Here is a 19,439-nt window from a genome sequence, read left to right as displayed (position 1 = left end):
GCCATATGTTCACTCAAATTTCTAAAGATAGAGTTGATATTCGTCAGTCGTTAAATCAAGAAGAAGTACAATCTCTGGCAGCTGACAGCTCTATAAAAGTTGTTCAATTCTCCAATGAAGTTGACCCTGCAACTTTCCGGTTACTTAACGATTTATTGTTTTCCGTTAGAGATGACATTTGTCTTCGAGCATATGGGTTTTACAGTTCTACCTGCGATTTAAGCTTTGTTTCTTCATTACCGAATCTCAAGCGATTTACGGCAGACTGTTTAATGGACGCACAAGGGATGCATCATTTAGCCCGTTTGAGAAATTTGAAGGAGTTAGGGATAGGTATATTTAAACTTGCAAACTTCGACTTTCTAAATGAAGTTCCAGATACTTTGGAACGATTGGTTCTTGGAGCAACAAAATCAAAGAAACCAGACTTGGCTCCGTTATCAAGGTTCGCAAAGTTAAGGGAAATTTATATAGAAGGACAACGTAAAAATATTGAAGTTCTCAGTGGCCTAACAAATTTGGAAGATGTCACATTGAGGTCGATAACAACACCGGATTTGAACTACTTAGTCCCGTTAAAGAAGATGTGGTCGTTGGATATAAAGCTCGGGGGGATTAATAACTTTTCAGCAATAGAAGGTTTAACGAATATTAAATATCTGGAATTGTGGCTGATTAGAGGGTTATCCGATGTTGGATTTATTTCCGCATTGAACGGTTTGCAAAACCTCTTTTTACAATCTTTGCCTAATGTTGAAAAGTTGCCTTCGTTCGAGAATCTGACAAAGTTGAGAAGGATACGTCTGGAAAGTATGAAAGGTCTTAAGGATGTTAGCAGCTTGGAATCGGCGCCTGCATTAGAGGAATTCTCCCATATAGCTGCGAACAACATGCAACCGGAGGATTATATTGCTGTCTTGAAAAATACTTCTCTTAAACGAGTATCATGCTGGTTTGGCAGCGATAAAAAAGATAAGAGGTTTGAGGAACTAAAAAAAGAATTTAATAAAGTTTTATCGGATTGGTCGAAGTTTATTTATGAATAATTCCTGCCGAATAAGAGCTTGGGAAAGCAGTCCCGAGCTTTCTTTTTTCGGCGTTTATCGCTTGTTTGCTGGCTATTTCAGCGGTTTGCCCCACAAATTTGCGGTCTGCGCAGAATACTATAGTATCTCCGTTTGATCTACCCTCCATAACAGCATAGATATCCGAAACGAAGGGGGAAGTTTCATTTGTTGAAGCGATTTGATAAGTTGTACGGGATCGATTTGGGAACGTCCAATACGGTCATCTACGAAAAGGGGAAGGGCATCGTGCTCAGCGAGCCGTCTGTTGTCGCTTTTCACCAGAGCACAGGCGAATTGCTGGCCGTAGGCGCGGAAGCGCAGGCGATGATCGGACGGGCTCCCGCACATGTGGACATCACGTATCCTTTGAGAAATGGCGTCATTGCCAACATTGACATGACAAGCAGCATGATCCAGCGTTTTATAAAAAAAATTCAGGGCCGCTCGTTTTTCCTGCGGAGTTCTCAAGTATACATTTCAGTCCCTTGCGGCATTACGAACGTCCAGAAGCGGGCGGTTGAACAGACAATTGTCCATAAAGGAGCCAATAAAGCAATCGCCGTCGAGGAACCGCTGGCGGCCGCGCTCGGCGCCGGAATCCCGATTGAAGAGCCGCTCGGGCATCTGGTGCTCGATATCGGCGGGGGCAGCTGCCAACTGGCCGTGCTGTCGCTCGGCGGCATTGTGACTAGCCACAAAGTGCAGCGGGCGGGCATGTCTATCGACCAGGACATCATGGATTATGTGAAGCGGCAGTACAATATGGAGATCGGAGAGCGGACTGCCGAGACGATCAAAAAAGAGATCGGCACGGCCAACCCTTACGCCCCGGAACGAACATTGGAGGTACGCGGGCGCGATCTGCTCGACGGGTTGCCCCGTTCGATCCGGCTGTCCTCCAAGGAAATCTACGCAGTTGTGGACGATTTCCTGTTCATGCTGATCGAAGCGATCCGCACGACGCTGGAACAATGCCCGCCCGAGCTAGCCGGGGATGTGCTGGAGCAAGGGATCCTTCTGTGCGGCGGCGGCGCCTTGCTGGAAGGAATCGATGCGCGCATCCGGGAGGAGACAGGGGTTCCCGTACATATCGCCGAGCAGCCGCTTGCCTGTACCGCGCTCGGCACAGGCATGATGCTGGGCAGAAACGTCAGCAAGCATGAGCCGGCTTGGCGGAAGGCAGCCCCGGAAGAAACGCCCGAGGACGAGGGCGAATAAAAAGAACGGCCATTCTCCGATGCGGGAGGATGGCCGTTTTTGCGTAATTGCGCGGTACTAACGAAAAATAGCACTACAATCGTCTCATCTTACCGGATACAATGAGCCTATCGATGTTATGACAAAGCTGCCGTGGAGGAGAGACGATGAATGTAATCATCCTGTTGCTAGGCCCGACTTTTATGATCGCAATCGGCTTGCAGGCCATGAGCAGCGTGCCTGTGACATTTGCTCTTTTCTATGGCTGGCTTTTCGGCGTCCCATTCATAGAGATCTTATTGAGCAGAAAACAAGCGCTAACAGTGAGGCTTCGACAGTGGGGGATTTGTTTTCACCGCACCAATTTGCTTCTGGGTGCCGGTTCCGGGGCCGCTTGTTTTTTGGCGATTGTAACCGGAGGATATTTCTTTCATGATCGTCTGTTCGATGCCGCAAGGCTGCAGGATTTGCTTCTGAAATGGAACTTTACGGGCAGCCAGACGGTATGGTTGATCCTGGTGCTCATCATTTTGAATCCGATTCTGGAGGAGCTGTACTGGCGCGGTTATTTGCTTCACAAGTTGGAGGGGAAATATGGCAGAGCGAAGAGCCTTTTAGCAACTTCGCTGTGGTATAGCGCGTATCATTTGCTTTCTGTCATTCCTTTGTTTAACTGGCCGTACAACGTGTTGACGGTTATTCCGGTTTTTGCCGCGGGTGTTTTCTGGGGCTTACTGCGTTTGTCCAATAAATCGCTGCTCGGCTCGATCGTGTGTCATGTGCTCGCCGATTCGGGAATTATGGCTGTGTATGTTTTGTTTTTGCAGTAATTCGCATAGGAGGGGCGGGCAGTCCGCCTGCAACTTAGCGCTTATAACCCCTGATGCGGAACTCGAATCCGCTTTTTGCGAAGTACTCGCCGTTGATGAACACGGCATCGCTCATGTGCCTGTCGATGGTGCCGCCGTAACCGGTCATTTCGTTGTTTTGCCAGACGGAGACGGGGACGGCGAAAAACATCGCATTTTCAAAATCGGCGGAGGAGCGGAGGATTTGCCCTTTTGCAAACAGAGGGCTGCTGCCGCCTTTTTCCCTGTCTTTCAGCACCTGCTCGATGATATGGATATTGTTTTTGATGCTCTTTTTGCGGAGCTGGTACCAAATCAGATTAATAAAAGCGGCGATTGCCAAAATGATGCCCATCAATACGGTGGAGTTCGCGGGAGCGGGATTATTATTGGTGAGCAAATTAATGCCGTTAAGTGTTGCAGTCAGGACAAGACCGATAAAGAAAACGAGCAGAGGAAAGACGGATTTGATCAAAATATCGATAAATGGATAAATGACGCCTTTATCCGAATCTTTCCCTTTCAGGTAAATTTGAATCACTTTCAACTGGTCGGTAGTCAAATATGTGTAAGCGTGGTAGCGTCTGATCACATTTTGTCTGGAGTTAGGAAAAGCGAAATACGAAAAGAAACTCTGCTTCGTCCTCAGCTTGCGCAGGTGCGCTTTCAACGGAGGAGCGTTCAAGGAGTTCAGCGCGTGTATCGTCCTGATCAATTCAAACAAAAAGTAGCAGACGAGATATATAATCAGTATTTTATTATCCAAAATGACTTTATACATGGGGAGAAATTCCATTCTTTTATTTGTTACAATAATTCTACATAATTGAAATATGTTTTACAATCCTGTCCTGTTAACTTAAAAATACCTTATCACCGACTCGAATTTGGCCTGTCCTGGTTACCGAAGCGTATACGCCGAACGTCAAATTCATCTCTTCGTTTACTTTTTTGAGCAGAGAAGGGTCGCGTTCCAGCGTGTCCGGGTCAATGGTAATCATGGAACAACGTTCGCAAAACTGATCGACCTGCAATTCCGCACCGCCCACCGACAATCTCCTGCCGATCCAGTCGCTTTCGGACAATGTATTGTCGCGGGCGGAGATGACCAAGTTTGCTCTAAACCGGCGATGATCGAGGCTCTTTCCCCAAATCGTTTCCAGCTTGCGCAATGTGGAGTCCGTAATGATCAGGACACTGGCCGAATCGACCGACATAAGCTCGGGGTTCTCCGGGTTCTGGGCCCTGTAGGCCGTCATGGACATTTTTGTTCTGGAATAGGTCTGTATTTCGTTCAGCAGCTCTTCATTCCAGCCGAAGGACTGCCCGTCAGGAGATGTAACACGTATTTCCTCATCGACGAGCTTTGCCTTGTAGGCGAGCATTTTGGGGATTTTTCTGGCGGTAATAAAGCTCTCCCATCCCTTCCGCGTCTCATCGTAAAAAGCGCAAAAACGGTCGCCGTATAATCCGTACGAATCGATGTTGCAAGCTTCCAAACGCTCTCCTGCAAATGATTTTACTGGGTACCGGTATATTTCCTGAATCTTCCCAATCTCTAAAGTCAACCCTGTGACCCTCCATTATCGAAATTTATATATCTTGCGACAGGCGTACCATATCTACAACTTGGATCCCGTTTTCAAATATTTGTTCATTGTAATGTCTGATAAAAAAATCTCTGTCGACTCCGGTTATTCGAAAGCCGCATTTTTGATAAAGAGCCAGCTGTCCCACGCCCGAATTGCCGGTGCCGATCTCAATCGTTTTATAACCGAGCGACTTTGCACGTTGAATGGCATGGTTCACCAGCTGTTTCCCAATGCCCTTGCCTTGATGGTTCTCATCAACCGCAATATTGACGATTTCCACTGTCTCAGGCCTTGTTGGCAGCAGGACATATACGCCTACGATGCCGCCGTCCATTTTGGCCACGAAACATTCGCCGCGTTGTATATATTCGCCAACTAGTTTTTGGGAAGGATCGGCTAATAAAAGCAGCTCCATTGGAGGCTGTTCATTGGGATGTAATTTTAAAATTTCCATCTCGGTTTCTCCTTGAATTGATATTGTATACCCGTGACAACTAAATGGCTCATCAACTTATTATAACAGGTATTTCATGCCTATACGTATTGGCGTACACATAATAAAATCGAAGCTGGTACTATAATTGGTGATGTTATCTTTACAAGCTGAGGTGGGGATATGGAACAAGCCATTGCAAAGTACGAAAAAAATGCCTTGGAAGAGAGGACGCTGAATATAAAATCAAATGCCGCAATGAGCAATGATGCTGGTTACTTTCTGGTTACTTTCTGCCATCGTTCCATGTTATGGTACAATGGCAGAGAGTATGGCGGTATTTTGCTGGGTCCTTGTCCGATAAAACAGACAAGGCGGCCCGGTTCCGGCGCTCCCGCCGATTCCGCCGATTCCCGCAACATAGCCAATGTCAGGAGGATTTGTTTGAAAACATTCGTGCAGCAGTGGTCCGTATGTTTTGCAATGGCAAGTTTGATTTTGTTATCCGGATGCTTGTCATCGGAAAAAGCGGTATCCGGCGAAACGCCCGCGCCCGTGCCGGCGATAGCGACGCCAAAAGCGGCAGAGGAGCTTTATCCTTATTATGTTTTGGACGATAAAAGAAGATGGGGGTATATGAATCAGGAGGGGAAACCGGTTATAGAGCCGGCTTTCGATACCGCGGAATTTTTTTCGAAGCAAGGCGTTGCAGTGGTAGGAATCCTTGGGAAAGAGTACGACTATAGGTACGGGATGATCGACCGGTCCGGCAATTGTTTGCTGAATCCGGTTTACACAAGTATCAAGGAGTTTGAAGGCGGCTTTGCGGCCGAGACCGAGTCGAAACAAATCGTACTTCTCGATGAACGCGGTCAAAAGGTCAAGGTATTGGAGGGCGACCTGTACTCCATAGCCGAGGGCAAAGCGGCCGTCAAGGTAGACGGGAAGTTCGGATATATCGACAAAACCGGGGCATTCCTGATACAGCCGCAGTACAAGTATGCGAACGCTTTTCAAGAGGGCAAGGCGCTTGTGCAAACACTGGACGGTAAATATTTGTTAATCAGCGAAAAAGGAGAGCAGTTGGGTGCGTATCAGGCCAAAAGCTTGCTCTCGTTTTCCAACGGGATGGCCCCGGTCAGAATGACGGATCATTCCAAATGGGGTTATTTCGATGAGAGCGGCAGTCTGGCTATTGCCGATACATTCGGGGATGCGGATGCTTTCCATGAAAATCGGGCCGTCGTCAAAGTGAACTATGGTGCGGAAACCGGGCTTATCGATGCGAAGGGCAAATACGTGCTGCCGCCCCAATACGGCGCCATCGAATACATCGGCAAATCGCTGTGGAAGGTCGCCCGGCAGGACTACCTCCATCCTGAAATCGAAGATAAGGCATTATACAAATTCGCCTTGTTCGACCAAGACGGCAAGCAGGTGACGGAATACAAGTTCGACGAGGTGTCCGAATTTCAGGACGGTTACAGCGGCGTAAGCGATGGGCTGGATTCCTATTTCATCGACGAAAAGGGGCAAAAGGTGCAGACGCTGCCGGTCATCCGCGGAATAGGGTCAATCAAGCTGAATCAAAGTCTGATTTATGCCGATGTGGACAACCGACTGCAATACGTAACCAAGGACGGCCAAGTCGTCTGGAAGGCCGGGTACCGTAAAGAGCTGGGCGGCGGCGCCGTTTTGAAGGAAGCCAAAGTAAGACCGCACCGCAATGACCTGTTTTACTATCCGGTTATCGAGGGGCTGCAGGATGCCGCCGTGCAAAAGCGGATCAATGATGAGTTTAAACCAAAATCTTCGGCGGATGCGACCATCGTCGACGAGATATGGACCAATACGGAAGGCGATTTCTCGGTCCAAATGTTCAAGAAGGATCTGCTTGTTGTAGATTCTAGCGGTGATTCTTACAACTACGGCGCTGCGCACGGTATGCCTTATCAGGAATATACCCACGTCAATATTCGCACAGGCGACGTCTACCGGCTTCCGGATTTGTTCCAGCCGGGCAAAGATTACCTTGGCCAAATCAGCAGCCTGATGCGGGTCCAGATGGAGCGCGATGCGGACGAGATGGGCATGTTCCCGGAAGCTGTGCGGGATTTCAAGGGCATCGCGGAGGATCAAAAGTTTTATATCGACAATGAATTGCTGAACATTTATTTCTACCCTTACGATATGGGTCCTTATTCGGCGGGCTTTATCACCTTCCGCATTCCGCTGGCGGACCTGGATGCGTACATCGATAAGCAGGGAGCGTTCTGGAAGTCTTTTCACGAGTAGGCTTCCTGCATTCTAGCGGTCACGTGAAATTCATATTCTTCATAAAGGAAATCCAGGAACTGTGTGGAAACTGTTTGTATAACCAAGTTATGAGAGGTATGCGATCATGAATGTAACGGAAGCGTATGTGGACAGTCTGGCGCTGAACAGCAGCGCGATTAAGAACGGCAAAGATTTGGTCAAGAAAAACAGTTTTCCGCTGCTTGGCCGGTCGGAGGACGGGACGCTCATTTTTGGAGAGTGCAAGGGCAGCGGGAAAGAGCCGTATCGCTGCTCGGTCGATTGGATCAAAGAAGGAAGCCCGGTGTTTCGCTGCACTTGTCCGAGCCGGCAGTTTCCTTGCAAGCATAATTTGGGTTTGATGTACGCTTACGCGGCTGGGAAACCATTCGAAACGGCTCCCATTCCTGCGGATATATTGGAAAAACGGGAGAAGGCCGAGAAGCGGGAGGAAAAGAAGAGCGCGGCTGCAAGCCCGGATAGCCCGGACAGTCCGGATAGCCCGGCTCCCAAGCGCAAGACAAATAAGTCGGCGCTGGCGAAAAAAATAGCTGCCCAACTGGAAGGCATCGCCATCGCGGAGAAGCTGGTGCTGCAGTTGGTGCAGTCGGGACTGGGCAGCGTGGACCGGAAGGCGCTGCAAACTGTCGAGGATCAGGCGAAGCAGCTCGGCAATTACTACATCCCGGGCATCCAGTCGGAGCTTCGCGGCCTGGCGTTTCAGTTCCGGTCCGAGGATGACAGGGAATCCGTGTACTCGAATGCGATGGAGCGCCTGACGGTTTTGCAGACGCTGATCAGGAAGGGCAGAGAGCATCTGCAGAACAGGCTGGAGAACCCGGATGCGCCCATGGATACGGAGACGACGTTGGAGGAAGGAATCGGCCATGCCTGGCAGCTTGCCGAACTTCGGGAACATGGGCGTGTCCGCAAGGACGCCGAGCTGGTCCAGCTGGCTTTTCGCTCTTATACCGATCAGGCGCGGGGCGAGTACGTCGATGAGGGGTTCTGGTGCGATCTGGAGACCGGCCAAATTCATACCACGCGGACGTACCGGCCTTTTCGCGCAGCGAAGTACATACGCGAGGACGATTCCTTTTTTCAGGTGGCGTGCGCCCAGGAGTTGTTTCAATACCCCGGGGAGCTGAATGCCAGAGTGCGCTGGGAGGAAGCGACGATTCGCGAAGCCGGAGCGGCGGATTATGCGGCGATTCGCGCCCATGCCCGGAAGGCATGGCCGGAAACGATCAAGCAGGTGAAAAACCAGATCAAAAATCCGCTTTCCGATAAGCATCCGGTCATGCTGCTGTATGCGGACCAAATCCAGCGGACCGCAGATACGTATGTCCTCATAGATGAACAGGGCAAGCGGCTCCCTCTTGCGGATATCGCCTATTTGGACCAGCCGGCCGTATCGCTGCTGCCTATGCTGAATAGGGAATGGACCAAGCGGCAGGCGGTTCTGGTTATGTTCGAGCATAACATGCGGAACAACCGGTTGGAGGCGCAACCTCTTAGCATTATCACTCCGAACGAGGTCATTCGATTGCTGTACTGACGACAAGAACTGAAGCTGGGAGACGAATCCATGAGTATAGACATTTTATTCGAGCTGCAGCATGAGGTGCGGCGCTTGTTTATAGCGGGAAGCGGGATGGCGGCGGGGGATTTGCGCCTGCAAAAAATGCTTCCCTCCTTGCAGAAGCTCGGCGAATCCGCACCCGTATTCAACAGGCTGGCGCAAGCCGTCGGCGGGGTGCTTGAAGCGGAGACGGGCAGTTCGGCGGCCAGACTGCTTGAGCTGGGAACGCTGCTGAACTCCGTCCTGTACACGCAAGGCAAGACGGATACGGAGGGCGAGCTTGTCCCGGTCGAAGGCACGGATGCCAGGCTTTCCACCCGCGTTCCGTACAGGAAGCTGCAGCCTGTCATCGAAGCGCTGACGACGAAGGGGCAAGGCAGATGGGAACAGATCCGCCAGGCTTACGAGGAAGGGCTGTTCGAAGATTTTCGCCTCGTATCCGCTGCGGTAAGCGCTCTGGACGACAGTTACGCCGAGATTCCTGAGTATCTGCAGCGCAATGTGCTGCCGGCCTATGGGAAGGAAGCTCTTCCGGCGCTGCAGCGGCAGTTCAGGATCGATGGAGGCAAGGGCGACGCCCGCAGGCTTGAGCTGATCCACGAACTGCTTCAACAAGCGAGCCTGGAGCTTCTCCTGCAGGCAGCCAAGGAAGGCTCGGCGGAAGTGCGCTCCGCCGCCATCGAGCTTCTCGGCGAGTATCCCGAGCAGGAAGAGTTTATATTGGAGCAAGCGGATGACAGGAAAAAGGAAATCCGCAGAGCGGCCTTGTTCGCGTTGTCCCGGCTTGGGACAGAGCAAGCGATCGCCCGCCTGTACCGGGCGCTCCATTCCAGGGACAGGGACATCGCGATCGAACCGGTGCAGCTGTGCAAAGCCAACGATCTGACGCTTTCGGTCATTGGCAGCGCGGAGAGCGCATTGGAACGAATAGTCCGGAAAACGGACGTGCAAAGCGCAGCGGACGAACTGCTCGCGGCTATTCACAGCTTGCGCGGAAAGAGAGTGCCGGAAGTTGTTGAATTATTGAAAAAGCTGCTGGCAGCCCCGGCGTTTATCGTACCGGAGACGGAAGCCGCCCAGGAGGCCGCAGCGGAGCTGCTGCTGCGGCTGGATTTGCCGGAAGCCGACCGCTTTGCGGTTACGCTGCATGAAGCGCATAACCGCAAGTTCATCGCCTACAGCTTCAAAGCGGCGGTGAAGATCCTGCCCGCAGAGGACGTCTATGAACGCTTTTGCCATGATCTCAAGGATAAGCGGCAGCCTGCGGCCAAGGAGCTGATTCGTTCTTTTCACGAAATCACGCCAACCTTGGAGCAGCAATTGCGGGGCAATCCCGCACGCGGAGCCGTCGGCAGTCAGATGCAGGGATGGGATCCGAGATGGGTGCGGTTGTTCGTGAAGCTGGATGAGGAAGAGCTGGTTTGCAGGCTTGCCACGGATGCGGATGACAAAGTCGCGGATTATTTGATCAAAAAATGCCAACAGACCCCGAACTTCAACCGGTCGCGAACAGTGAATATGCTGCTGGCGCTTTTCCGAATCGGATACCGGGACGCTGCGGAAATGTTGATGAGCGTTCTCGAAGGCGGAGGCGCCAAGCAGTTCTATTATTTGGACCGCACGCAGCTCGCGCTGCTTGCCTCGCTGCCCCGAAACTACGCGGAGAGATTGCGGGCATTCGCGGAAAGCCTTTCCTATGAAGGAATGAAACAGCAGCTGCTGGACATCGCGGAAGCGGCAGCCGCCAAGCCGGAGGAATCGGAACAAGCGGGGCCATCGGAACAAGAGGAGAAAGGATTGGGAATATGGGGATGGATCAAAAACAAAATGTCGTAAGATTGCCTTCCGAAAAGCTGTACGCGGAGGAGCTTGAAGCGTTGAAAAAATTCGATCAGGATGCCAAGCCCGCCGGCTGGCAGCTTTCTCCGAAAGCGGTGCTTACTTTTTTGACCGGCGGAAATGTCAAAGGCGTGGCTATTACGCCGAAATATATCGGCAACAGGCGGCTGGTGGAGATGGCGATCGCCACTTTGCTGACCGACCGGGCGCTGCTGCTCATCGGGGAGCCCGGAACGGCGAAATCGTGGCTTTCCGAAAATCTCACGGCAGCGATCCACGGGGAATCTTCCAAGGTCATTCAGGGCACGGCGGGGACGAGCGAGGAGCAAATCCGCTACTCCTGGAACTACGCGATGCTGCTCGCTCAAGGACCGTCGGATCAGGCGCTGATCAAGAGCCCGATTTTCCGCGCTATGGAAACGGGCGGCATTGCCCGGTTCGAAGAAATTTCGCGCTGCGCCTCGGAGGTGCAGGATGCGTTAATCTCGATCTTGTCGGAGAAGACGATCTCGATTCCCGAGCTGGGCAGGGAAGTGTCGGCAGCACGCGGCTTTTCCGTTATTGCTACGGCTAATACGCGCGACCGCGGCGTGAACGAGATGTCGGCGGCGCTCAAACGGCGCTTCAACATTATCGTTCTGCCGTCGCCTTCGGATATCGATACGGAGGTGGAGATCGTCCGCAAGCGCGTCGGTGAAATCTCCGCGAGCTACGAGCTCCGGGCCGCACTGCCGGACGAGGAAGCCGTGCGCAAGGTGGTTACGGTTTTCCGCGAGCTGCGGAGCGGGATGACTTTGGACGGCAAGGAGAAGGTGAAAGGGCCGAGCGGGGTTATTTCGACGGCGGAAGCCATTTCGCTGTTAACCGGCAGCATGGCGCTTGCGGGCAGCTTCGGCAGCGGGCAGATCAGCGAGGAGGATATCGCCGCCGGGCTGCAAGGGGCTATTGTGAAGGATGAAGAGAAGGACCGCCTCGTCTGGAAGGAATATTTGGAAAATGTAATGAAAAAGCGGGGATCGACATGGAGAAATCTGTACTACGCGTGCTCGGAGATGAACAATTAAGCCGCGGGCAGGGGTTCCACGTATTCGGGATACGGCATTTATCTCCTGCGGGCGCTTATCATTTGCTCGCCTTTCTGGACGAAGTGAAGCCGACGGCCGTCCTCGTTGAAGGGCCCGCCGATGCGAGCGGGTACATCGGTCAACTGACAGCGCGGGGCGTCGTGCCGCCGGTGGCCATTTTGGCTTATACGGACCAACTGCCGGTACGGACGCTTCTGTATCCTTTTGCCGATTATTCGCCGGAATATCAGGCTTTTCAGTGGGCGGCGCGAAACAAGGCGCACGCGGCTTTCATCGATCTGCCGTCGGAGACTTCACTGGCGCTTTATGAGCAAAGAAAAAGGCGTTCGGCAGGGGACGATGCAGCGGCGGACGAGAGCGGCGGTGATTTCAGCTTTGCCCGGTACCAGAACGGGCTCTACCGGCAGCTTGCCGAACTGGAGGATGAACCGGATTACGAATCGTTCTGGGAGCGGCATTTTGAACATAACGCGAACAAGGATGCGTACCGCAAAGCGGTGTACCAATTTTCGGCGCAGATGCGCGGCTTGACCGAACGGGAGGAATGGCGGTCCGTACCGGCCGATGCCGCCTACAACGAGATTCGCGAAGCTTATATGAGGCGCAAAATAAAGGATGTCATCGAGTCCGGGCACAAGCCCGAGAACATTGTTGTCATTACGGGCGCTCATCACGCTTCGGCGATGGATTTCCGGCTCCCGTGCATGAGCGATGAAGAGATGGCAAGCCTGCCCAAAGCTTCAACCAAGCTGACCTTGATGCCTTACTCGTACTATAAGTTGTCCACACACTCCGGTTATGGAGCCGGGAATCAGGCCCCCGCTTATTTTGAGCTGTTTTGGCAGTGCTTGCGGCAGGGGGATTTGAACAGGCTGCCCTCTTTGTACTTTTCCCAGGTAGCGGCGCACCTTCGGGAGCACGGAACTTTCCGGTCGACGGCTTCGCTGATCGAAGGCGTGCGGCTGGCCGAGGCGCTTGCCGCTCTGCATGACGGCAGTTTGCCGACCTGGAAAGACTTGCGCGATGCGGCGACCGTCACGCTTGGCTACGGAGAGTTCTCCGCCATCGCGGAGGCTCTGGCCAGGACGGACGTCGGCACGGCAATCGGAAGCTTGCCGGAAGGAGTCAGCCAAACGCCGGTTCAGGATGATTTGAACCGGGAACTGAAGCGGCTCAAGCTGGAGAAGTACAAATCGGCGGTAGCAGCGGCGCTGGAGCTGGATTTGCGCGAAAATCGCAGAGTGCAGTCCGGGGAGGCGGCGTATCTCGATTTGCACCGCTCGGTTCTGCTGCACCGCCTGGAGCTGCTGGGCATCAGCTTTGCCCGGAAGCAGAAGGTCAACCAGGACTCGGCGTCCTGGGCCGAGCACTGGGTACTGTATTGGACGCCGGAAGCGGAAATTCAAGCGGTGGAATCCACGTTGAAAGGCGAAACGATCGAGCTTGCGGCCGCGTTCGTGCTGAAGGAGCGGCTCGAAGGCTGCAGCGATATCGCGGAGGCTTCCCGCATGATCCGTCTGGCCTGCGATTGCGGTTTGACGGAGCTGATGGAGCAGGCCAAAGCCGCGCTGCAGCGGCTCGCCGTGGATGCCGGAAGCTTCGAGCAGATCGCTTCCGCGGCCTACGAGCTGTCCGTATTGATCCGCTACGGATCGGTGCGGCGCATTGAGACGGAGACGCTGGTTCCGCTGCTTCAGCAGTTGTTTTTGCGGGGAACGCTGCTGTTGGTCGATGCTGCGGCATGCAACGATGACGCGGCCCATGGCATGGTCAAAGCGATTCAGGCGCTGCACGGCATTTCCCAAGACCATTATGAAGCGGTCGACGATGAGCTTTGGCTGAAAAAGCTGCTGGAGCTTTCCTCACGGGACGACCGCAATGCGAAGCTGTCGGGGTTCGCTTTTGCCATCCTGCTGGAGCGGAACGTGATTTCCGATGAAAAGTGCGCGCAGGAAGTTTCGCGCAGGCTGTCGCCCGGCATCCCGGTCGATCTGGGAGCGGGTTGGTTCGAGGGGCTGTCGATGCGCAACCGGTATGCGCTGTTGTCCCGGGTCTCGCTGTGGCAGCAGCTCGACACCTACATCGCATCGCTGGAGAAGGAGCCTTTCCAGCGTTCCCTCGTGTTTCTCCGCCGGGCTTTCGGCGCGTTTGAGCCGAGGGAGAAAGCGGCCGTCGCCGAAATGATGGGCGACATTTGGGGCGTCAGCCCGGACGAGACGGGCGCCGTGCTGCAGCGTCCGCTGAGCGAGGAAGAAAAGGAGACGCTGGATGAGCTCAACGATTTCGATTTTGGAGACTTGTAGCCTATGAAAAAAGCAGACGAAGAACAATTGAAACGGTGGCGGCTGATTCTGGGCGCCGCTTCCGAAGAGAAGCTGCAGTCGTACGGCGGCTGTAAGCTTGACGACGAGGCGGCGATGATGGATGAGGCGCTTGCCGCCATTTACGACGATACGGCGGGATCTTTCGCCGCTGACGCTGCCGGAAGCGGAGGATCGCGAGCGGCGGGATTGGGGCCGTCATCGCCCAGGCTGGCGAAATGGCTGGGCGATATCCGCACCTTTTTCCCCTCGGACATCGTTTCGATCATCCAATCCGACGCGATTGAACGCAAAGGGTTGAAGCAACTGCTGTTCGAGCCGGAGCTGCTGTCCCAGGTCAAGCCGGACATTCAAATGGTCGCTACGCTTATGGCGCTCAAAGGGAAAATCCCCGAGAAGACGAAGGAAACGGCCAGGCAATTGGTCAAGGCGGTCGTGGACGAGATCGTCAAACGGCTGTCCCAGGATTTGCGGCGGGCGGTGACGGGGGCGCTGAACCGCAGACAGCATAGCCCGCTGCCTTCGGTTACGGGGCTTGACTGGAATACGACGATCCGCAAAAATCTGAAGCACTACGACAGAGAGCGCAATCTGCTGCTGCCGGAAAAAGTGTATTTCTACGACCGTGCCCGCAGAAGCAAGGAATGGACGGTCATTCTGGATATCGACCAAAGCGGCTCGATGGCGGGCTCGGTCATTTACGCCTCGATTATAGGCTCGATCTTTGCGAGCATGCCGGCTTTGGATACGCGGGTGGTCGCTTTTGACACCGAGGTTGTCGATTTGAGCGAGCAATGTGCGGAGGACCCCGTCGACATGCTGTTCGGCATTCAGCTCGGCGGAGGAACGGATATCAACAAATCGATCGCGTATTGCGAACAATTTGTGGCTGAGCCGAAGAAAACGCTGTTCATTCTCGTATCCGATCTGTATGAAGGCGGCAATCGCAGCGAAATGCTGGCGCGCCTCGCAGATATGCACCAGGCCGGTGTGAAGGTCATTTGTTTGCTTGCATTATCCGATCAAGGCGTACCTTCTTATGACGATGCGGTAGCGAAGAAGCTGTCCCAATTCGGCATTCCTTGCTTCGGCTGTTCCCCTGACAGGCTTCCGGAACTGATCGAAGGCGCTTTGAAAGGGCACGATTTGAACACTTTGGCGGACAGGGTCAAGGCACAGCCGTCAGTCTAACACCAGGGTACTTCCAAGCGGCACCGCCGCATGCGGAAGTATCCTTTTTTTACCTAAGACGGAAGAACATAAAAAATGAACACAAATGATCTTAAAAATTGACATTACGCAAGCTCCGAAAACAAATTATGATTATAGCACAAACTTGATTTTGTAATCGCTTTATTTGGAAGGAGAAGCTGGAATGGCAGTAAGCTCAAAAACGCTCGTCAAAAAAGAGAGCTACAGGACGGGGCTGGGCGTGAGGTTCCCGAACAAGTACAAATTATTTTTCATGGCGCTACCTTTTCTTGTGTTGACCTTTCTATTTAGCTATTTGCCTTTGACCGGCTGGATTTATGCGTTCTATGATTATTTCCCCGGCATACCCTTGTCGAAGACGCCGTTTGTGGGGTTGAAATGGTTCCAATCCATCGTGTCCAATCCTACGCAGGCGGGAGAAGTGATGCGCGTCATGAAAAATACGATGGCGATGAGCACGCTCGGCATGGCGGTCTCTTTTTTGCCGGCTGTGTTTGCGATTATGCTGTCGGAAGTGAAGTCGCCCGGATACCGGAAGCTCGTTCAGACGCTCACGACGATCCCCAATTTTATCAGCTGGATTCTCGTCTATTCCCTGGCGTTCGCGCTGTTGTCGGTCGATAACGGGCTGGTCAATCATCTCCTGATCGAGCTCGGCATCACGGATAAGGGCATTAATTTCCTCGCCTCCAACGAGAACGTATGGTTTCCTATGATTCTCTGGTATCTGTGGAAAAGTCTCGGCTGGGGGGCGATCCTGTATTTGGCGGCGATCATGGGCATCGACCAGGAGCTTTACGAAGCCGCGGAAGTGGATGGCGCCAGCCGCTTTCAGAAGATTTGGAACATTACGGTACCGGGCATATTGCCGACCTTTTTTGTGCTCCTGCTGCTTTCCATCGGCAATTTTATCAATAATGGCATTGAGCAGTACTTCGCTTTCCAGAATCCGATCAATAAAAATTCGATTGAAGTGCTGGATTTGTACGTGTACAACATCGCGTTCAGCAATAATTTCCCTTTTGCAACCGCTGTCAGTATGTTGAAATCGATCATCAGCGTCATTTTGCTGTTTTTGGCAAACGGGTTATCCAAACTGTTCCGCGACGAATCTATTATTTAGTTGACGAGGGATGAGCATATGGCAATCAAAAGAAAGACGGCGGGGCACATTTCGTTCCATGTGATCAATTATGCGCTGCTGGGCATTTTTACGCTGCTTTGCGTGTTTCCGTTTTATTACTTGTTTATCAATACGATCAGCGGCAATGATTTGAGCGCTATGGGCTACATTACATTTTATCCGCAGCAGATTCATTTCGACAATTATGTTCAGGTTTTGAAAATCAAGGGATTAGGACGCGCTGCGCTTGTTTCCGTCGCCAGGACGGTGATTGGAACTATTTTGACCGTAGGGGCTTCGGCATTTTTGGGCTACCTGTTTACGAAGAAGGAAATGTGGGGGAGGCGGGTTTCCTACCGTTTGGTCGTGATCACCATGTATTTCAACGCAGGCCTCATCCCGTGGTTTATTACGATGAATAATTTGCACTTGACCAACAACTTTCTCGGATACGTGCTGCCGACGATCATTTCACCGTTTAACATCATTTTGGTAAAAACGTTCATCGAGTCGCTCCCGCCTTCGCTGGAGGAGTCCGCGTCGATCGACGGGGCGGGCTATCTGCGATTGTTCCGCAGCATCGTGTTCCCATTGATTACGCCGATTATCGCGACGATTACGATTTTTTCCGCGGTGGCGCAGTGGAATTCGTTTGTCGACACGGCTTTTCTCGTTACCGATTCGAAGCTGTATACGCTGCAATTCATCCTGTACCGCTACTTGAACGAATCGGCCTCGCTGGTCGCGCTGCTCAAGAGCACCCAGGATTTGTCCAGCATCAACTTGCAAAATATGCAGACGACGACATCGGTCAGAACGACCGTTACGATGATTGTGGTTTTGCCGATTTTGTTCGTGTACCCGTATTTCCAGCGGTTTTTCGTGAAAGGTATTTTGATCGGCGCCGTTAAAGGTTAATGGCGATAAAAGCTTGGGGCAGGGTTCTCCTCCGTGGAAAACCGGAGTTTTATTTAGATGATTAACGATCATAGGGAGGAAAGAAATGAAGATCAAGTCATTGAAAAAGGCAGCGCTGTTCACACTTGCGAACGTATGCGTCTTCAGCATGGCTGCCTGCAGTTCGGATACGGCGAGTCTAGCGCCGTCCAGCTCGGCAAGCTCCGGCGCCTCGTCCGGTTCGTCGGCTCAAAAGGAGCTGTACAAGATCGACGTTTTCTCGGAGACGGCGAATTTCGCAGGGCAGCAGACCGGATGGTTTGCCAAGGTGGTGAAGGACAAATTCAATATCGAGCTTAACATTATCGCCTCGAACCTGGACGGCGGAAGCAACAAATTTGCCACGCTGATGGCGTCCGGCAATTTGGGAGACCTGATCATTTTCGGCGATGACAAGGGGGATTTCCCCAATGCGATTAAAGCGGGTCTGGTGTATGACTGGACTAAAGACGGTTTGCTGGACAAATACGGCAAAGATATCGTGGCCGGCTATCCGAAGGCGATTGAGAAGAACAAGGTTTCCTTCGGCGGCGGCAAAGCCGTTTACGGCATCGGGAACCAGGCGGCCGTGAAGCAGGCCGGACCGTCCGAAGGCAAGGAACTGACATGGGGGCCCGATTTGCGCTGGGATTTGTATCAAAAAATCGGCGCGCCTCCGATCAATTCGCCGCAGGATTATCTCCCCGTGCTGAAAAAAATGCAGGAGCTTGAACCGAAAAACGAAAAGGGCAAGCCGACGTACGGCTTCTCTTTGTGGGCGGATTGGGACACCAACTACAAAATGACGCTGGCCAAGCAGTTTGCGGCGATGAACGGCTATGACGAGATCGTGAATACGAATATTTTGATCGCTGCCGACGAAGACAAATACTATGACATGCTCTCTGAAGACAGCTGGTATATGAAATCGCTTAAATTGTATTTTGACGCCAATCAGATGGGGCTGGTCGATCCTGACTCGCTGTCGCAAAAATTCGACGATGTCGCAGGCAAGTACAAGGACGGCCGCGTTTTGTTCTCCTGGTTCCCTTGGTTAGGCGCCGCCAACTACAACACGCAAGAGCGGATCGATCAAGGCAAAGGCTTCGCGCTGGTGCCTTTCAAGGGCGAGAAGGTTTACTCCTACGGCTTCAATCAGTACGGGAATAGCTGGGTGATGTCGATCGGGGCCAAAGCCAAATACCCTGAGCGCATCATGGAGTTCATCAACTGGATGTACACGCCGGAGGGCGCGATGCTGTCTGCGGGCGGCGGCACATCTGTGCCTAACGGACCGAAAGGGCTTACTTGGGATGTCAAAGACGGCAAGCCTTTTGTCACCGATTTCGGCTGGAAAGCTTACCAGGACCCCTCGACGCAAGTTCCCGCCGAATATGGCGGCGGCACGTTCAAAGACGGCATGAATCAGATCAACTTCGCTGCGGTGGCTCCGACATTGATCAATCCGGAGTTCAACGAGCCTTACGACCACGGTCTGTGGTCGACTACGCTGAGCAGGAATCCGAGCAAGCTGGACAGCGACTGGAGAGCCAAGATGGGTGCGCTCACGGCGAAGGAATATTTGCTTAAAAACAATATGATCGCCGTTGCGCCGCAAGGCTTTACCGGCAAACCGCCGCTTGTCATGGACAAAACGCTGGAGCAAAAAAATACGCAAATCGGTACCGTCATCCAGCAGTATTCCTGGAAGATGGTATTCGCCAAGGATGAGGCGGAGTACAGCAGGCTGAAGCAGGAAATGATCAGCAAGGTCAAGGGCCTCGGTTACGACGAAGTGACGGCGTTCTCGATCAAGAAGGCGCAGGAACTGTTTGAGGCGAGGAAGACGGCAAAATAGCTTGCAATGACTGGCAGATGGGATCGACAAGACTCATCTGCCAGAATAATG

The 19,439-nt window shown here is 52.7% G+C and carries 15 protein-coding genes; 12 read left to right on the top strand and 3 right to left on the bottom strand.

Annotation, left to right across the window (positions count from 1 at the left end):
• The first annotated feature begins 5 nt into the window (after nucleotides 1-5).
• The 3 genes from AC3G2T_RS22585 to AC3G2T_RS22575 all read left to right on the top strand — a co-directional run bounded on the left by AC3G2T_RS22585 (nucleotide 6) and on the right by AC3G2T_RS22575 (nucleotide 3,094).
• A complete protein-coding gene (locus AC3G2T_RS22585) occupies nucleotides 6-1,046 on the top strand; it encodes a hypothetical protein (protein ID WP_474685751.1) in 1,041 nt (346 codons plus the stop codon).
• Nucleotides 1,047-1,232: 186 nt separating this feature from the next.
• Nucleotides 1,233-2,285: a rod shape-determining protein gene (mreB, locus tag AC3G2T_RS22580; protein WP_474685749.1), complete on the top strand. Its 1,053-nt coding sequence runs from the start codon at nucleotides 1,233-1,235 to the stop codon at nucleotides 2,283-2,285.
• Between the two features lie 146 nt (nucleotides 2,286-2,431).
• Nucleotides 2,432-3,094 (top strand): CPBP family intramembrane glutamic endopeptidase, encoded by a 663-nt coding sequence (locus tag AC3G2T_RS22575; RefSeq protein ID WP_488436997.1) that lies wholly within the window; start codon nucleotides 2,432-2,434, stop codon nucleotides 3,092-3,094.
• 34 nt (nucleotides 3,095-3,128) lie between these two features.
• Here AC3G2T_RS22575 and AC3G2T_RS22570 read toward each other — a convergent pair whose 3' ends face one another.
• From AC3G2T_RS22570 to AC3G2T_RS22560, 3 genes are all read right to left on the bottom strand, one after another.
• Nucleotides 3,129-3,893 (bottom strand): hypothetical protein, encoded by a 765-nt coding sequence (locus AC3G2T_RS22570; protein WP_488436996.1) that lies wholly within the window; start codon nucleotides 3,891-3,893, stop codon nucleotides 3,129-3,131.
• A 73-nt stretch (nucleotides 3,894-3,966) separates the two neighbouring features.
• A complete protein-coding gene (locus tag AC3G2T_RS22565) occupies nucleotides 3,967-4,680 on the bottom strand; it encodes an MOSC domain-containing protein (RefSeq protein ID WP_488436995.1) in 714 nt (237 codons plus the stop codon).
• 25 nt (nucleotides 4,681-4,705) lie between these two features.
• Nucleotides 4,706-5,158 carry a GNAT family N-acetyltransferase gene (locus AC3G2T_RS22560; RefSeq protein WP_474685735.1) on the bottom strand — a complete coding sequence of 151 codons (453 nt, stop codon included), beginning with the start codon at nucleotides 5,156-5,158 and terminating at the stop codon, nucleotides 4,706-4,708.
• Between the two features lie 423 nt (nucleotides 5,159-5,581).
• On the opposite strand from AC3G2T_RS22560, the gene AC3G2T_RS22555 reads away from it, so the two are divergent.
• The 9 genes from AC3G2T_RS22555 (at nucleotide 5,582) to AC3G2T_RS22515 (ending at nucleotide 19,388) form a co-directional block, all read left to right on the top strand.
• On the top strand, nucleotides 5,582-7,432 hold the full coding sequence (locus tag AC3G2T_RS22555; protein WP_488436994.1) for a WG repeat-containing protein: 1,851 nt from the start codon (nucleotides 5,582-5,584) through the stop codon (nucleotides 7,430-7,432).
• A gap of 106 nt (nucleotides 7,433-7,538) precedes the next feature.
• Nucleotides 7,539-8,990 (top strand): SWIM zinc finger family protein, encoded by a 1,452-nt coding sequence (locus tag AC3G2T_RS22550; RefSeq protein ID WP_488436993.1) that lies wholly within the window; start codon nucleotides 7,539-7,541, stop codon nucleotides 8,988-8,990.
• Between the two features lie 30 nt (nucleotides 8,991-9,020).
• Entirely contained in the window at nucleotides 9,021-10,850 is a 1,830-nt protein-coding gene (locus tag AC3G2T_RS22545) for a HEAT repeat domain-containing protein (RefSeq protein ID WP_488436992.1), read from the top strand.
• Nucleotides 10,826-11,917 (top strand): ATP-binding protein, encoded by a 1,092-nt coding sequence (locus AC3G2T_RS22540; protein WP_474685727.1) that lies wholly within the window; start codon nucleotides 10,826-10,828, stop codon nucleotides 11,915-11,917. The genes AC3G2T_RS22545 and AC3G2T_RS22540 overlap by 25 nt, the downstream gene beginning before the upstream one ends.
• On the top strand, nucleotides 11,875-14,241 hold the full coding sequence (locus AC3G2T_RS22535; protein ID WP_488436991.1) for a DUF5682 family protein: 2,367 nt from the start codon (nucleotides 11,875-11,877) through the stop codon (nucleotides 14,239-14,241). The genes AC3G2T_RS22540 and AC3G2T_RS22535 overlap by 43 nt, the downstream gene beginning before the upstream one ends.
• Before the next feature lie 3 nt (nucleotides 14,242-14,244).
• The gene (locus AC3G2T_RS22530; protein ID WP_488436990.1) at nucleotides 14,245-15,450 is read left to right on the top strand and encodes a VWA domain-containing protein; all 1,206 of its coding nucleotides are present in this window, start codon (nucleotides 14,245-14,247) and stop codon (nucleotides 15,448-15,450) included.
• 184 nt (nucleotides 15,451-15,634) lie between these two features.
• Nucleotides 15,635-16,594, top strand: a complete 960-nt coding sequence (locus AC3G2T_RS22525) for an ABC transporter permease (protein WP_474685721.1) — start codon at nucleotides 15,635-15,637, stop codon at nucleotides 16,592-16,594.
• Between the two features lie 18 nt (nucleotides 16,595-16,612).
• Nucleotides 16,613-17,512: a carbohydrate ABC transporter permease gene (locus AC3G2T_RS22520; RefSeq protein ID WP_488436989.1), complete on the top strand. Its 900-nt coding sequence runs from the start codon at nucleotides 16,613-16,615 to the stop codon at nucleotides 17,510-17,512.
• Between the two features lie 85 nt (nucleotides 17,513-17,597).
• Nucleotides 17,598-19,388, top strand: a complete 1,791-nt coding sequence (locus AC3G2T_RS22515; RefSeq protein WP_474685717.1) for a type 2 periplasmic-binding domain-containing protein — start codon at nucleotides 17,598-17,600, stop codon at nucleotides 19,386-19,388.
• Nucleotides 19,389-19,439 lie beyond the last annotated feature (51 nt).

The sequence above is a fragment of the Paenibacillus sp. sgz302191 genome (genome assembly GCF_057749925.1).
This window is presented reverse-complemented; position numbering and strand designations above follow the sequence as displayed.